Genomic DNA, 14,679 nt, shown 5'->3' on the forward strand with positions numbered 1-14,679 from the left:
ATGTCACGGGACACCCATGCCCGGAGCCCGGAGGACGATGACCACGGCTACGACTACGACGTCATAGTCGTCGGGTCCGGCTTCGGCGGCGCGGTCTCCGCGCTGCGGCTGACCGAGAAGGGGTACCGCGTCGGGGTGCTCGAAGCCGGCCGCCGCTTCACGCCGGGCACCCTCCCGAAGAACTCCTGGGACATCAAGAACTATCTCTGGGCCCCGGCCCTCGGCCTCTTCGGCATCCAGCGGGTCCATCTCCTCGGCAACGTCATGGTCCTCGCGGGCGCCGGTGTCGGCGGCGGCTCGCTCAACTACGCGAACACGCTGTACGTGCCGCCGAAGGCGTTCTTCGAGGACAGGCAGTGGGTCGGCATCACCGACTGGCAGGCCGAACTCGCCCCGTACTACGACCAGGCCAAGCGCATGCTCGGCGTCCGGCTCAACCCGGCCATGACCCCCTCGGACGTCCATCTCAAGGCGATCGCACAGGCGATGGGCGTGGGCGACACCTTTCATCTGGCGCCGGTCGGGGTCTTCTTCGGCGACGGCGAGGACGCCGACGGTACGGCGCTCGCCGAGCCCGGCGCGTCGGTCGGCGACCCGTACTTCGGCGGCGCGGGCCCCTCCCGCAAGGCCTGCTCCCAGTGCGGCGAATGCATGACCGGCTGCCGCCACGGCGCCAAGAACACCCTCAACGAGAACTATCTCCACCTCGCCGAACAGGCCGGGGCCGTCATCCGTCCCATGACGACCGTCGTAGACATCACCGAGGACCCGGACGGCGGCCATCGTGTCGCGACCGTCCCCACCCACCGCCGCAAGTCGGTGCCCCGGGTGCTGCGCGCCCGCCAAGTCGTCGTCGCGGCGGGGACGTACGGGACACAGACCCTGCTGCACACGATGAAGGACCGGGGCCGGCTGCCCCGCCTCTCCGACCGGCTCGGTGAGCTGACCCGTACCAACTCCGAGGCCCTGGTGGGCGCCCAGACCACCGACCGGCGCTACCGGAAGAGGCACGGCGCGGGAGTTCCGGGCGGGCCGGACTTCACCCGTGGTGTCGCCATCACCTCCTCCTTCCACCCGGACGCCGACACCCATGTGGAGCCGGTCCGTTACGGCAAGGGCTCCAACGCGATGGGCTCGCTCTCGATCCTCCAGGTCCCCTACAGCGAGAACGGCCGCCGGATCGCCGGCTGGTTCGGCAACATGGCCAAGCACCCGCTCCAGGCCGCCCGTTCACTGTCCTACCGGCGCTGGTCGGAGCGGACCATCATCGGTCTGGTGATGCAGTCCGTCGACAACTCGCTGACGACCTACCGCAAGCAAGCCGGTTTCGGAAAAGGCCTTCTGACGGCGCGTCAGGGTCACGGCGCCCCCAACCCCAAGCAGATCGAGGAGGGTACGCGGACGGCGACCCTGCTCGCCGACGAGATCAACGGCTTCGCCGGGTCGAACGTCGGTGAGCTGATGGGCACTCCGCTCACCGCGCACTTCCTCGGCGGCTGCCCGATCGGCGCCGACGCCGAGCACGGCGTCATCGACCCGTACCACCGGCTGTACGGCCATCCAGGCATCTCGGTGGTCGACGGTTCGGCGGTCTCGGCGAACCTCGGCGTCAATCCTTCGCTGACCATCACCGCGCAGGCGGAGCGCGCGATGTCCTTCTGGCCCAACAAGGGGGAGCGGGACCCGCGTCCGGAGCAGTCGGCGGGGACGGCGTACGTACGGCAGGAGCCGGTCGCGCCGAAAGCACCGGCGGTCCCGGCGTCGGCCTTCGGGGCGCTGAAGCTGCCGTTCCTCGGGATACCGGCGGTGCCGCCGAAGAAGAAGCCGTAGCCACGGCTGCGTGGCCGGCTCCGGCGTACAACAAGGAGGCGCTGCACCCCCCTCCGAGTGCAGCGCCTCCGGTCATGCGGTCCCGTTACGCGACGGCGTCACCGCCACGGCGACGGAGCGCGAACACCACACCGCCACCCGCGACGATCGCGATGCCGGCCGCCATGCCGATGGTCGGCAGCATCGAGTTGGCGCCGGTCTCGGCGAGGTTGCCGTTCGCGGCGGCGGGCAGTGGCTTGGCGCCGCCCTGCGGCTTGACGTCCGCGGGGCTCTTGCCATCCTCGGGCTTGGCGGGCGGGACCTGTCCCGGATTGGAGTCGGCGGCCAGCACCTCGAAGCTGTACCACTTCTCGTCCAGGTAGCAGCGCACCCCGTTCTCGTCCTCCTCCATGTACCCCCCGAAGGCGATGGCGACGGCCGAACCGGCCGGGGCCTTCGCCGCGAGCTTGAGGCGGAGCTGGAGCGAGTACGTCTCACCGGCATCGACGTTGAGGCTCCCGACGATCGAGCCGCCGTCGGAGAGCGTGTTGTCCCACCCCGTGCCGTCGAAGTACTCGAACTGCGCGTACTTGGAGGTCAGGTCGGACTCGAAGGAGTCGTGGGCGTCCTTCTTGTACAGCACGACGGCGCCGAGATCGACCCCCACGGCCTTCTTGCCGTTCGTGTTGTCGAGGTCCAGGTTGAACTTCTTCCAGCCCGAACCGGCGACGACCTTGCTCGGGAGACCCGAGAGCGTGGTCGTGAAGTCGGCGTCGGCGCACTCCTCGTCGGGAGGCGTGGGCTCCTCCTCTTCCTCTTCGCCGTCGTCCTCACCGGGGCCGGTCGCTTCCTCGTCGTCCGCGGGCGGGGCTTCTTCGGCCTCCTCGTCGGCGGGCGGCGGCTTCACCTCGTCGTCGGCGGGCGGAGACACGACCTCGTCGTCAACCGGAGGCGGTACGACTTCGTCGTCGTCAACCGGCGGGTCCACCTCGTCGTCGGTGGGCGGAGGTACGACCTCGTCGTCGACCGGCGGCGGCGGGTTCTCGTCCTCGGGCGTCGTCTGGGTGGTGCCGGTGGTGTCGGTGTCACCATCGGCCGCGTACGCGGCCGGCGCCGCCAGGAAGGCGGCAGGGGCTATGACGGCGGTCGCTGCGGCGACGGCCACAGCACGGCGAAGCTTCATGAAGACCTCAGTGAAGTCCGGCGCACCGCGGACAGGCGGTGCGGAGTCTTGGGGTCCTCCGACGTGGGGCCAAAGGAGACCGTTGTGTCGCATGGAGGACCTGTGACCTGGGCAGATGGTTGCCCTTTTCCTCACAGGATCTTTATGTGGTGCGCGTCACACTCGCTGCGCCCGGCTGCCCGTGCCTGCGCACCACGCACGACAAGGGCCCCGCGGGCCCGGTCCGAAGCGAGTCGGACGGGCGCCTGCGGGGCCCTTGCCGTCGGCACCGTGGCGTCAGGGCGGCGCTCCGGTGCCGGCTCGCGGCGCCTGGGGGGTGAGGGCCGCGAGTTCGGGACGGTGGACGGGGGGCGGGTGAGGGCGGGTGTCCTGGAGGAATGTCGGGCGGACGGTTCGGACACGGGGGGATCCGTATCCGTATGCGGTCGGCGCCGGGCGTCCCCGGTGCCGACCGCTCTTGGGGTGACCGGGCATGCTGTCCCCTGCCGACCGGTCACTCGCGCTGGGGCGAGGTCCCACGACGCACCAGCGGTACGTCACACGCCCCAGCGAAGCCACGCGTGGTTTTTCGGGCCCGCCCCTGGCTGACACGGACATCGGGACCAACGAAGCCCCGGCGGCTACGGTCACGCGCCGTACGGGTGAGGACGCGCCCGAACCCATGTCCGTACGGTCCCCGTGCACACCGCCCGTACCCGCTTCAGATCCGGCCCCGCGACAGCTCCAGCAGCGTCATCGCGAGCGAGGTGCCCGGCGTGCCCAGCGCGTCCCTGAAGCGGCCCAGGATCTCGTTCTCGCGGGAGAGATTGACCCGGCGACCGCCGGAGGCGATACGGGCGTCCTGGATGACGGCCGAGACGGCCATCCGTTCCTGTACGAGACCGATGATCCGGTCGTCGAGCGCGTCGATGCGCTCGCGCGCACCGTCGATCACCGTGGCTGCCTCGTCGGTACGGGCGCCGGTGCGGTCGGTGACGGTCATGAAGGGCTCCTCTGTACGAAGGGGAGGCCCCGAGCGGCGAACATCCGGCCCGGACAACGCAGAACGCCCCGAGCCTTGTCGGCCCGGGGCGCCTGGGAAGTCGCTTGTCAGCTCAAGCGGCACGACCATGGCAGCCGGACGGGCCGGTGCCATAGGTAAAGACGAAGGTCGAGTGCTCGCGCATGGCGGCCAGTATGCCGGAGGGATCGGCGAGGTCCGCGCGAGGGTTCGGATGCTGAGACGAAAAGCTGTCTTCGGCCCCCGTTAGAATCGGGAGTACCGAACCCCTTCACCGCCGGAAGGCCGCGCCCGTGCCAGCAGTACCCCCCGCCGCCCCCGACGCCGTACTCGTCGTCGACTTCGGCGCGCAGTACGCCCAGCTCATCGCCCGCCGCGTCCGTGAGGCACGGGTCTACAGCGAGATCGTCCCCTCGACGATGCCGGTGGCCGAGATGCTGGCCAAGAACCCCAAGGCGATCATCCTCTCCGGCGGCCCCTCCTCCGTGTACGCGGAGGGCGCCCCGACCGTCGACCGCGCGCTCTTCGAGGCCGGGGTCCCGGTCTTCGGCATGTGCTACGGCTTCCAGCTGATGGCGACGGTGCTCGGGGGGACGGTCGACAACACGGGCTCGCGCGAGTACGGCCGTACGGAACTGCACGTCTCCAAGACCAACTCCACCCTCTTCGAGGGCACCCCGGCCGAGCAGCAGGTCTGGATGTCCCACGGCGACGCCTGCTCCGCCGCCCCCGAGGGCTTCACCGTCACAGGCTCCACGGACGTCGTGCCGGTCGCCGCCTTCGAGAACGACGAGAAGAAGCTGTACGGCGTCCAGCACCACCCCGAGGTGCTGCACTCCACGCACGGCCAGCAGGTCCTTGAGCACTTCCTCTACCGAGGCGCCGGCATCGAGCCGACCTGGACCACCGGCAACGTCATCGAGGAGCAGGTCGCCGCGATCCGCGAGCAGGTCGGCTCCAGCCGCGCGATCTGCGGTCTCTCCGGCGGCGTGGACTCTGCCGTCGCCGCCGCCCTCGTGCAGAAGGCGATCGGCTCGCAGCTGACCTGCGTGTACGTCGACCACGGGCTGATGCGCAAGGGCGAGACCGAGCAGGTCGAGAAGGACTTCGTCGCCGCGACGGGCGTGCAGCTGAAGGTCGTCGACGCGCAGGAGCGCTTCCTGGCCGCGCTGGCCGGGGTCTCCGACCCCGAGCAGAAGCGGAAGATCATCGGCCGCGAGTTCATCCGGGTCTTCGAGCAGGCCCAGGCGGAGATCATCGCCGAGGCCGAGCCCGGTGAGCCGGTCGAATTCCTCGTCCAGGGCACGCTCTACCCGGACGTGGTCGAGTCGGGCGGCGGCACCGGCACCGCCAACATCAAGTCCCACCACAACGTGGGCGGGCTCCCCGAGGACCTGGAGTTCTCCCTCATCGAGCCGCTGCGCCAGCTGTTCAAGGACGAGGTCCGGATGGTCGGCCAGGAGCTGGGCCTGCCCGACGAGATCGTCCAGCGGCAGCCCTTCCCGGGACCGGGGCTCGGCATCCGTATCGTCGGCGAGATCACGCGCGGGCGGCTGGACCTGCTGCGTGAGGCGGACGCCATCGCCCGCGAGGAGCTGACGGCGGCCGGCCTCGACCGGGACATCTGGCAGTGCCCGGTGGTCCTGCTCGCGGACGTCCGCTCCGTGGGCGTCCAGGGCGACGGCCGCACGTACGGCCACCCGATCGTGCTGCGCCCCGTCTCGTCGGAGGACGCGATGACGGCGGACTGGACGCGGATGCCGTACGACGTACTGGCGAAGATCTCCACCCGCATCACCAACGAGGTCTCGGACGTGAACCGCGTGGTCCTGGACGTGACGAGCAAGCCGCCGGGGACGATCGAGTGGGAGTGACCGTTCCTGGTAGGTCAATGCCGATGCCGTCGCTCATTCGTTTGGGTGGCGGCATTGGCATATGCCCTGGGTAGGCTGCTGGTAGAGGTCAGACTCCGTCGCATGGGAGTAATCATGAGCGCCGCGCCTGAACACGGTCTCGAACCGCGCTACCAGTGGCCGATTCCGCCCGCCGGGGGTTGGACGGCGGACGATCTCGACCGGATTCCGGGCCTCCCGCCGCACAGTGAGCTGATCGACGGGAGCCTTGTCCTGATGAGTCCGCAGACTGCATTCCACGCCCGCACCATGCGGTTGCTGGAGAACGCGCTGCTGGATCTGGCGCCGCCAGAGCTTGATGTCATGCGGGAGATGACGATCAGACTCGACGCCAAGAATCGCCCGGAGCCAGACATCCTGGTATTTCAGGAAGACGCGAATACCGGACCGGACCAGACCTGGTATGAACCCGAGGACGTTGTTCTCGCCATCGAGGTCGTTTCCGCAGATTCGGTCGAGCGGGACCGCGAGGTCAAGCCGGCCAAGTACGCGGCGGCGGGCGTGCCCCACTTCTGGCGTGTCGAGGAGGAGCGCGGTCTTCCGCTCGTTTACAGCTACGAGCTGGACCCCGCCACGAAGGTGTACAGCACCCCTACTGTCCATCGCGAACGTCTGGAGCTGAAAGTCCCCTTCCCGATCGACATCGATCTGACCTCGATCGATCGCCGTCGTCGCTCCGGCAGTTCAGTCGGCTCTGGCAACTCCGCCGAGTAACTCGCTCGCACCTGGCCGACCACCTGTGCGAGTCTCTGCCACCATGTCCGACCACGACGAACTCCACGCCATCCTCGCCGCCCCCAACAACCCCCTCCTGACCTGGAACGCTCCCCTCTCCGAAGATCACGCCCGCTCTTTTATCGGCGCCTGCCCGGTGCCCGACGGTGGGCGGGTGGTCGATCTTGGCTGTGGGTGGGGGGAGTTGCTGCTGCGGATGGTCGACGCCGCCCCCGGCAGCACCGGCGACGGCGTGGAGAAGGACCCCGCCGCCGTCGCGCGAGGGCGCCGGCTCGCGCAGGAGCGAGGGCTCGACGGGCGGGTCACCTTCCACGAGAGTTCCGCCGACGTATGGTCGGGCACCGGCTACGACCTCGCCGTCTGTATCGGTGCCGTGCACGCCTGGCCCGGCTCGACCCGTGAGGCGCTGCGCGCCCTGCGCACGATCGTGAAGCCCGGCGGGCATGTGCTCTTCGCGGACGGATTCTGGACCACCAAGCCGACCGCCGCCGCCCTCAAGGGACTTGGCGCCGAGGAGGACGAACTCTGCGGTTCGCTCGACGACTTGGTCCGCGCCACCGTCGACGCGGGCTTCGCCCCGCTCCGTACCACCGTCGCCGACCAGCGCGAATGGGACGTCTTCGAGTCCAACGGCCGGGCCGGCTGGGGCGAGCGCTGGGCGCTCGACCACCCCGACCACCCCCTGCACGACGCCGTGCGCGCCACTGCCGCCGGGCACCGCGAGGGCTACCACGGCGGCTACCGGGGGTATCTCGGCTTCGCCTATCTCGTCCTCGGCGTCTGACACCCTCCCGGATACGGCACAATTCCCAGTCACAGCAGGGAAGTTCGTGGCGGGGAAGGCGGCATTCGGCGTGGCGGTGCAAGTGGCGGGACAGGGCACCCACGGTGGGGGCTGTACCTGCGGGAACTGTCCGGTCGGGGCTCCCGAGGGGCATCGTCGGGCCGTCGCGGCCTTCCTCGCGAAGCGGGAGGAGTTCGCGGCCGGTCAGGGCCTGCCCGCCGCGCTCGCGCACTCGCCGGGCGCGTCACGGCAGTGGGTCTCCGACGAACTCACCCAGTCCGCGCGCGCTGTCGCCGACCGCAGCCGTGAGGCGGGCGACGCCTGGCTGCACGCCGTCTGGCGGCACACGCTGCTCGTGGTGTGGGGGGCCGTCGCGGTGCTCGTGCTGGGGCAGGCCGCGACCGCGATCGGCGCGGGCTGGAGCGTCGCCCGTACGGCGGGGCTCGTCGCCGCCCTCGTCGTGGCCGGGCTGCTCACCGGCGCGGCCAGGCTGCACCGTACGCGCGGCGGCCTCCTCGCCCCGCTCATCGGCGAGGACAACCGGCTGTCGACCTCCCGCACCGTCGCCTCCGCGTGGGTGCTGCTCCTCGTCTTCTCCGTGCTGGTGCTCGCGCTCCAGCTCGCCGGGGCGTCCGACGAGGACGCCCGTGACGAGCTGATCGCGGGACTCGAACTCGCCCGTGGCGCGGGCATGTTGACGGTCCTGGCCGTGGTGTGCGCGATCGCCGTCGTCGTACGCCGCGTGGTGGGCGTACGGGTGGCGGACCGGCGGCTGCAGAAGGTACGGGCCGAGCGTCCCCGCCTGGCCGACCTGCTCTGTGACGACGCGGGGCGCGGCAGCTTCGCCGACGTCCAGTACGCGCTGGTGACGACCGCCGCCGTGATCTTCTCGGCGGTACGGCTGGCCCGCCGCCCCGAGCAGCTGCCCGATCTGCCGTGGGCGCTCGCCCTGCTGGTGACGGTCTCGGCCGCCACGTACTTCGCTGCCAAGTGGGCGGAGGGCGGGCGTCCGGTGGTGCTGTCGGTCGTCCGGGCCAGGGAGGCCGGGGACCTGGACGCGCCGATCCGCACCGGTGACGACATCGAGATCCGGGGGACGGGTTTCGTACCGCCGGGTGCGGGCACGCCGGACCGGCTGGCGGGGATGGTCGTACGGATCGGGCCCGTCCATATCCATGTACCGCTGGTCCCCGTCCCCGGCGGCTTCCAGAACCCGTCCGACACGGTGCTCACCGTGCCCGTGCCGGTCGACGTGGAGCCGGGGCGACTTGAGGTGCAGGTGGTGACGGCGGCCGGTGTCGAGACCAACCGTGTGCCGATCGACGTCCTGGACTGACCGTCGGCGCCCCGGCACGACCGCTGAGCGCATTCTCCGTCCCATCCGTATGCATCCGTGAGGCGCGCGGGGACAATCGAGCCCTGCGAGCGACGTGGGCGGCGGAAAGGCAGGGCGCGCGATGGCGCACGGATACCGGACAGACAGCTATGGAACGGTCGGCGGTGAGCGGGGCTGGAAGGACACGGCGACGACCTACGCCCTGGTGCCGCTGAGGATCTTCCTCGGAGTGACCTTCATCTACGCCGGACTCGACAAACTCACCGACAGCGCCTTCATGTCGGCGAGCGGGGCCGGTTCGGTCGGCGACCTGATGCGCAGCGTGCGGGACAGCTCGGCGATACCCGCGCTCGTCGACCTGTCCCTCAAGAGCCCCGAGGGCTTCGGCTACGCCATCGCCTTCGGCGAATTGGCCGTCGGCATCGGCACACTCGTCGGGCTGCTGGCCAGGCTCGCCGCGTTCGGCGGCGCGCTGATCTCGCTGAGCCTGTGGCTGACGGTGAGCTGGCAGGCGGAGCCGTACTACTACGGCAACGACCTCGCCTACCTCATGGCCTGGCTGCCGCTCGTGCTCGCCGGCGCTTCGGTGTTCTCCCTGGACGCGGCTCTGGCCGACAGGCGGCGCCGGATGCGGTAGTCCGCCAGCGACACGGCGGAGGCCAGGAAGAGGCCGCCGCAGATGATCGGGACGACCACGAACCAGGGGGCGTCCCACCAGCCCCCCGCGTCGCCGGCGAACACGGTGGCCGCGCCCATCACGGCCAGGCCGGCCACCAGCTTGCCCGGCTTGAACTCATGCCGCAGCACGGGTCACCTCCACCTGTCCGACACCGACTTCGAGCCGAAGGTCCAGTGTGCCCGCGGGCTTCACGTCCTTGGGCGGGGCCACGGTACGCGTCCGGTCCTGCGCCGGTGACAGGTCGATGTCGTTCGGCGGCTCGCCGGGGAGCTGGAGGTCGCCGAGCCCCGCCTCCGCGCGGACCTTCAGCGTCACGTCGCGCGGTACGACGACCTTCAGCTGTCCGGCGCCGACCTCCGCCCTCGTACGGAGGGTGGTGCCTTCGGGCACGTCGACACGGGCCAGGTCGAGCGTCGCGACGCCGGTGCCGAGTTCGTACGACGGCGCCACCGATGCGACGGCCGCCGGGCGCCAGGTCGTACGTACCCAGTCCGTGCCGATGTCCTTCGGGATGGCCGCCGACGCCCCGAGGAGTCCGGCGGTGAGGACCGTGAGGAAGATCGTGCCGAAGCCCGTACGCCCCAGGAAGGCGCTCACCGCGAGGCCCAGGCCGAACACGCCGAGCGCGGCGGCGAAGCCGATCTGCAGGCTCGTACCGAGCGGCTGGGAGTCCCACGACAGGCCCAGTCCGAGGCCGCCCGCGAGCATCGCCAGCACGAAGACGCTGCCGCCGATCCCGCGCGGGCCGTGCCCGCGGCACGACGCACCGGACGACTTCCGACCGGCCCCGCGACCCTTCGCGCCCGCCGCCTCGTCGTCGGGACCCCAGAGGTAGCCGGACGGGTCCGGCGGCCCCGTCGTCCCGTCCTTGACGATCGGGTCGCGCCACCACGACGGGCTGCCGGGCGTCGGCGGCGCCTTCGTCTCCGGCGGAGCCTCGGCCACCGCCGCCGCCGTTCCGGGGTCGAGCGGGGCGCCCTCCTCAAGGCTGGCGCGCCGCCGCCGCGACCAGACCGCCGCACCGATGGCGGCGATCGACAGCATCGTGGCGAAGCCGAGCGTGCCGCCGTTGTTGAGCATCGACAGGAACAGGCCGCAGCCCACGAGCGCGAGCAGCACCGCGATCAGGGACGCGCCGTCGACGCGGCCCGACAGCAGCCGGCGCAGCTCGTTCTCGTCCTCGCCGTCGACCGGGACCAGCAGCCAGGCGAAGCCGTAGAAGATCAGGCCGATACCACCGGTCAGCGTGAGTACGACGACGACGATCCGGAAGATGACCGGATCGAGGTCGCAGTATCGCCCCAGCCCGCCGCACACGCCCGCGACGACCTTCTGCCGCGGCGCGCGCACCAGATGAGGAGCCGGCGGCGAGGGTGGCGGTGTCGAAGTGTGCGGCACTGACTGAGTCATACACCCATGGTGACGGCCCGCCCGTCCGGTCTCCACCCGTCCCGACCCTGGCCGGTCCCTGATATTCCGCGGCGGCCGGGCGGGGGGTGTCAGGGTCGTTCTCGGGGCCGCTCTCAGGGCGCAGCCCTGATGCCAGGGCCCGCCCGGTCGTGTGACCATCGGGGGCATGCCGGTCGCCACGCCCACCCCGCCCCCGACTCCGCCCCCGTCGTCCTCGTCGTCGTCCGCCTCGGGACCGGCCCAGGGACCGTCGGGCGCGTCCCGGATCCGCAGTCGCGCGTCGGGGACGGCACCGGGGGCCGACGAGCAGCCGCTGCGCAAGCTCTACCGCAGCGCCGACGGCAGGATGCTGGGCGGCGTCGCACGCGGGCTCGCGGGCCATCTGGGGCTGCCGGTCGGCTGGGTGCGGCTGGTCTTCCTCGCCCTGTTCCTGACCCAGGGGCTCGGCGCGCTGGTGTACGCCATCTTCTGGATCGTGGTCCCGCTCGGCGTCGGCGGCACGCCCACCGTGTCACGTCCGCTGTTCGAGACGACGGACGACGGGCGGCGCCGGCTCCGTAAACCCGACAAGGGACAGACCTTCGCGATCATCGCGCTGTTCGTCGTCGGGACGATCTTCGTCGCCGGCGCGGACCTCGGCCGCGGCGGCGCGGGGCGCTACATCTGGCCGACGCTGCTGATCGGCGCCGGTGTCGTCCTGGTCTGGCGCCAGGCGGACAACGCCCGCCGTGCGCAGTGGGCGTCGCTCTCGACGGACAGCAGGCGCCACCGGGCCTTCCAACTGGCGCGCGGACTGGCCGGTGTCGCCCTCGTCGGTCTGGGCCTGACCGTCTTCATGGTCGTACGGGGCTCGGCCGCCCAGCTCGGCAACGTCCTGACGGCGGCCATCGCGGTCGTCGCCGGCGTCGCGCTGCTCGCCGGGCCCTGGCTCGTACGGATGACCCAGGACCTGTCCGACGAACGCCTGATGCGCATCCGCGCCCAGGAACGCGCCGAAGTCGCCGCGCACGTCCACGACTCCGTCCTGCACACGCTCACGCTGATACAGCGCAACGCGGACGACGGCGGCGAGGTCCGGCGGCTGGCCCGCGCGCAGGAGCGCGAACTGCGCGCCTGGCTCTACAAGCCGGAGGGCACCGGCAAGGACGAGGAGAACGAACCCGACACCCTCGCCGAGGCGGTCAAGGCGACCGCCGCCGAGGTGGAGGACTACCACGGCGTACCGATCGAGGTCGTGGTGGTCGGCGACTGCCCGCTCGACGAGAAACTGACCGCACAGATGCAGGCGGCACGCGAGGCGATGGTCAACGCCGCCAAGTACGGTGGCGAGGGAGGCGCCGTTCAGGTCTACGCGGAGGTCGAGGGCCGGACGGTCTTCGTCTCCGTAAGAGACCGGGGGCCCGGATTCGATCTGGACTCGGTGCCGGACGACCGGATGGGCGTACGGGAATCGATCTTCGGCCGGATGGAACGCAACGGCGGTACGGCGAGGGTGCGTTCGGCGCCCGACGGGGGTACGGAAGTGGAGCTTGAGATGGAGAGGGCGGCGGACGCATGACCGGCACCAGCGGGACGACCGGCACGGGCGGCGACGGGGGAGAGGCTGAGGCCAGGCGCGTGCGCGTGGTGCTGGTCGACGACCACCGGATGTTCCGCACCGGCGTACAGGCCGAGATCGGGCAGACCGCGACCACGGGCGTGGAGGTCGTCGGCGAGGCCGCCGACGTCGACCAGGCCGTCACGGTCATCACGGCGACCCGCCCCGAGGTCGTCCTGCTCGACGTCCACCTCCCCGGCGGTGGCGGCGTGGAGGTGCTGCGCCGCTGCGCCCCTCTGATGGCGGCGTCCGACGACTTGGTCCCGGTGCGCTTCCTCGCGTTGTCGGTCTCCGACGCGGCCGAGGATGTCATCGGCGTGATCCGCGGCGGTGCGCGCGGCTATGTCACCAAGACGATCACCGGCACGGACCTGGTGGACTCGATCTTCCGCGTCCAGGACGGCGACGCGGTCTTCTCGCCGCGTCTGGCGGGCTTCGTGCTCGACGCGTTCGCCTCGACGGACGCGCCGCCGGTGGACGAGGACATGGACCGCCTCACCCAGCGCGAGCGCGAGGTGCTGCGGCTGATCGCGCGCGGTTACGCGTACAAGGAGATCGCGAAGCAGCTCTTCATCTCGGTGAAGACGGTCGAGTCGCACGTCTCGGCGGTGCTGCGCAAGCTCCAGCTCTCCAACCGGCACGAACTGACCCGGTGGGCGACGGCGCGCAGGCTGGTGTGAGTCAGTGTGAGCAGAGCCATTCGGTGACGTAGTCCCGTCCGTTGTGGTGCAGCAGGCCGCGGACGCACTCGCCGGGTGCCGTGTTCAGCCTGCCTGACAGCGCGGCCGAGCCGTCCTCCGTACGGAGGACGCCGAACCAGCCGGGGAACGCCGTGATGCGTGCGTCCTTGCGCTGGTAGCCGAGTTGGAGGGCGGGTGCGGGGCCGCCGGCGGTGTCGTGCCGTACGTAGCGCGTCGTGAACGTCCCCCTGCCGCCCACCGGGCCCTCGACGCAGAGCCGGCCGCCCGTGAGGTCGCCGCAGCCCTCGGGGGTGACGCCGACCGGGGCGAGGACGAGCAGCGCGCCGGCAGCGAGCGTGGTCGCGAGGACCCGGCTGTTTCTCATGGCGATCATCGTCGTGCGGCGGATGCGGCACGGCATCCGGGCTTGGGCCGGACGGCGGCTGTGCGCTACGCGGGGCGGGTGGCGCCCGCGAACGGCATCTGGTCGATCGGGGCCGTCCGCACCTGGGCGCCGGGCCGGGGGGCGTGGATCATCTGGCCGTTGCCGACATAGAGCCCGACGTGCGAGATGCCGGAGTAGAAGAACACCAGGTCGCCCGGAGCGAGCTGGGCGCGGGAGACCCGTTGGCCCGCGTTGATCTGCGTGTACGTGGTGCGCGGGAGGGAGACCCCGGCGGCGCGCCAGGCGGCCTGCGTCAGACCGGAGCAGTCGAATCCGTCGGGGCCGGTCGCACCCCACACGTACGGCTTGCCGATCGCCACGCGCGCGTAGGCGACCGCGGCGGCGGCGCGGGCGGTGGGCGCCGGTACGGCCCCTGTCACCGCGCGGCTCTGTGCGCCTCCGGCGCGGGCGGCGCGCGGGTCGGCCGCGCCGGTGCTCTCCGCGTACGCCGCGCGTTCCGCGGCGGTGAGCCGGTCGAGCAGCCTCTCGGCGTCCGCGAGTTTCTTCCTGACGGTCGACTTGTGCTTCGCCAGGTCGGCCTGACGGCTTTTCAGTTCGGCGAGCTCGGCGTCGGCCTTCGTACGTAAGCGGCCGAGTTCGCCGAGCTGCGCGCGCATCCTGTCGACGGCCCGCGCCTGCTGGAAGCCGGCCCGTTCGGCGAGGGCCGCCCCGCGCAGGTAGGCGTCGGGGTCGGAGCTGAGGGCGAGCTGTACGGCGGGGGAGAGGCCGCCCGCGCGGTACTGGGCGGTGGCGATGGAGCCGAGGGCGTTGCGCGAGACGTTGAGCCGTGCGGTCCGGCGGGCGGCCTCGTCGCGCAGTGTGTCCAGCTTGGCGCGTGCGTCGGCCGCCTTCTCCTTGGCGCCGTTGTACTTCTCGGTGGCGGCCTCCGCCTCGTGGTAGAGCCTGTCGACCTTCGCCTTCACCTGGGCCGCGGTGAGTTGCGGTTCGGCGTGTGCCGGCCCTTCGACGCCGGTCGCCGACGCGGCCCCGGCGAGGGCGAGAGTGGCCGCCGTACGGCTGTAGGGGCCGCTGAACGGGCGGTACTTGGATCGGGTTCGACGGTGCGCTGCCACGAGGGCGTCCACATCCTTCTTCGTTCTTCTGCGTT

14 protein-coding genes are annotated in these 14,679 nt (G+C 71.2%); 8 read left to right on the forward strand and 6 right to left on the reverse strand.

Annotated elements, in window-relative coordinates:
- Entirely contained in the window at window positions 1–1,830 is a 1,830-nt protein-coding gene (locus ACIBLA_RS00870) for a GMC oxidoreductase (protein WP_399197436.1), read from the forward strand.
- An 85-nt stretch (window positions 1,831–1,915) separates the two neighbouring features.
- Here the strand turns inward: ACIBLA_RS00870 and ACIBLA_RS00875 are convergent, their stop codons facing one another.
- Together ACIBLA_RS00875 and ACIBLA_RS00880 are read right to left on the reverse strand one after the other, a co-directional pair.
- Window positions 1,916–2,992 (reverse strand): LAETG motif-containing sortase-dependent surface protein, encoded by a 1,077-nt coding sequence (locus tag ACIBLA_RS00875; protein WP_399197437.1) that lies wholly within the window; start codon window positions 2,990–2,992, stop codon window positions 1,916–1,918.
- Window positions 2,993–3,692: 700 nt separating this feature from the next.
- Complete coding sequence (locus tag ACIBLA_RS00880; RefSeq protein WP_355180917.1) at window positions 3,693–3,974, reverse strand: chorismate mutase; 282 nt, start codon at window positions 3,972–3,974, stop codon at window positions 3,693–3,695.
- Window positions 3,975–4,285: 311 nt separating this feature from the next.
- Here ACIBLA_RS00880 and guaA point away from each other — a divergent pair, with 311 nt between their 5' ends.
- From guaA to ACIBLA_RS00905, 5 genes are all read left to right on the forward strand, one after another.
- Window positions 4,286–5,866 carry a glutamine-hydrolyzing GMP synthase gene (guaA, locus tag ACIBLA_RS00885; RefSeq protein ID WP_363240149.1) on the forward strand — a complete coding sequence of 527 codons (1,581 nt, stop codon included), beginning with the start codon at window positions 4,286–4,288 and terminating at the stop codon, window positions 5,864–5,866.
- A gap of 114 nt (window positions 5,867–5,980) precedes the next feature.
- Window positions 5,981–6,619, forward strand: coding sequence for a Uma2 family endonuclease (locus ACIBLA_RS00890; RefSeq protein ID WP_363240148.1), 639 nt, complete (start codon window positions 5,981–5,983; stop codon window positions 6,617–6,619).
- Window positions 6,620–6,662: 43 nt separating this feature from the next.
- Complete coding sequence (locus ACIBLA_RS00895; protein ID WP_363240147.1) at window positions 6,663–7,424, forward strand: class I SAM-dependent methyltransferase; 762 nt, start codon at window positions 6,663–6,665, stop codon at window positions 7,422–7,424.
- A 70-nt stretch (window positions 7,425–7,494) separates the two neighbouring features.
- Entirely contained in the window at window positions 7,495–8,760 is a 1,266-nt protein-coding gene (locus tag ACIBLA_RS00900) for a hypothetical protein (RefSeq protein WP_399197438.1), read from the forward strand.
- Between the two features lie 121 nt (window positions 8,761–8,881).
- On the forward strand, window positions 8,882–9,397 hold the full coding sequence (locus tag ACIBLA_RS00905) for a DoxX family protein (RefSeq protein WP_363240145.1): 516 nt from the start codon (window positions 8,882–8,884) through the stop codon (window positions 9,395–9,397).
- Here the strand turns inward: ACIBLA_RS00905 and ACIBLA_RS00910 are convergent.
- Window positions 9,304–9,567 (reverse strand): hypothetical protein, encoded by a 264-nt coding sequence (locus tag ACIBLA_RS00910; RefSeq protein ID WP_363240143.1) that lies wholly within the window; start codon window positions 9,565–9,567, stop codon window positions 9,304–9,306. The two genes, ACIBLA_RS00905 and ACIBLA_RS00910, sit on opposite strands and share 94 nt — an antisense overlap.
- A complete protein-coding gene (locus ACIBLA_RS00915; protein WP_399197439.1) occupies window positions 9,554–10,849 on the reverse strand; it encodes a PspC domain-containing protein in 1,296 nt (431 codons plus the stop codon). The genes ACIBLA_RS00910 and ACIBLA_RS00915 overlap by 14 nt, the downstream gene beginning before the upstream one ends.
- A gap of 166 nt (window positions 10,850–11,015) precedes the next feature.
- Here ACIBLA_RS00915 and ACIBLA_RS00920 point away from each other — a divergent pair, with 166 nt between their 5' ends.
- Complete coding sequence (locus ACIBLA_RS00920) at window positions 11,016–12,407, forward strand: PspC domain-containing protein (RefSeq protein WP_399197440.1); 1,392 nt, start codon at window positions 11,016–11,018, stop codon at window positions 12,405–12,407.
- Window positions 12,404–13,126: a response regulator transcription factor gene (locus tag ACIBLA_RS00925; protein ID WP_363240140.1), complete on the forward strand. Its 723-nt coding sequence runs from the start codon at window positions 12,404–12,406 to the stop codon at window positions 13,124–13,126. The genes ACIBLA_RS00920 and ACIBLA_RS00925 overlap by 4 nt, the downstream gene beginning before the upstream one ends.
- A gap of 1 nt (window position 13,127) precedes the next feature.
- On the opposite strand, the gene ACIBLA_RS00930 is transcribed toward ACIBLA_RS00925, so the two are convergent.
- Together ACIBLA_RS00930 and ACIBLA_RS00935 are read right to left on the reverse strand one after the other, a co-directional pair.
- Window positions 13,128–13,511 carry a hypothetical protein gene (locus ACIBLA_RS00930; RefSeq protein WP_363240139.1) on the reverse strand — a complete coding sequence of 128 codons (384 nt, stop codon included), beginning with the start codon at window positions 13,509–13,511 and terminating at the stop codon, window positions 13,128–13,130.
- Window positions 13,512–13,576: 65 nt separating this feature from the next.
- The gene (locus tag ACIBLA_RS00935) at window positions 13,577–14,644 is read right to left on the reverse strand and encodes an NlpC/P60 family protein (RefSeq protein ID WP_363240137.1); all 1,068 of its coding nucleotides are present in this window, start codon (window positions 14,642–14,644) and stop codon (window positions 13,577–13,579) included.
- Window positions 14,645–14,679 lie beyond the last annotated feature (35 nt).

This window comes from Streptomyces sp. NPDC050433 (genome assembly GCF_044458565.1).
Taxonomy (GTDB): Bacteria; Actinomycetota; Actinomycetes; order Streptomycetales; family Streptomycetaceae; genus Streptomyces.

Excerpts from the sequence above, each read along its gene's own strand:
- ACIBLA_RS00870 (WP_399197436.1), top strand. The coding sequence starts at position 1 with ATGTCACGGGACACCCATGCCCGGAGCCCGGAGGACGATGACCACGGC.
- ACIBLA_RS00875 (WP_399197437.1), bottom strand. The coding sequence starts at position 2,992 with ATGAAGCTTCGCCGTGCTGTGGCCGTCGCCGCAGCGACCGCCGTCATA.
- ACIBLA_RS00880 (WP_355180917.1), bottom strand. The coding sequence starts at position 3,974 with ATGACCGTCACCGACCGCACCGGCGCCCGTACCGACGAGGCAGCCACG.
- ACIBLA_RS00890 (WP_363240148.1), top strand. The coding sequence starts at position 5,981 with ATGAGCGCCGCGCCTGAACACGGTCTCGAACCGCGCTACCAGTGGCCG.
- ACIBLA_RS00895 (WP_363240147.1), top strand. The coding sequence starts at position 6,663 with ATGTCCGACCACGACGAACTCCACGCCATCCTCGCCGCCCCCAACAAC.
- ACIBLA_RS00905 (WP_363240145.1), top strand. The coding sequence starts at position 8,882 with ATGGCGCACGGATACCGGACAGACAGCTATGGAACGGTCGGCGGTGAG.
- ACIBLA_RS00915 (WP_399197439.1), bottom strand. The coding sequence starts at position 10,849 with ATGACTCAGTCAGTGCCGCACACTTCGACACCGCCACCCTCGCCGCCG.
- ACIBLA_RS00920 (WP_399197440.1), top strand. The coding sequence starts at position 11,016 with ATGCCGGTCGCCACGCCCACCCCGCCCCCGACTCCGCCCCCGTCGTCC.
- ACIBLA_RS00925 (WP_363240140.1), top strand. The coding sequence starts at position 12,404 with ATGACCGGCACCAGCGGGACGACCGGCACGGGCGGCGACGGGGGAGAG.
- ACIBLA_RS00930 (WP_363240139.1), bottom strand. The coding sequence starts at position 13,511 with ATGAGAAACAGCCGGGTCCTCGCGACCACGCTCGCTGCCGGCGCGCTG.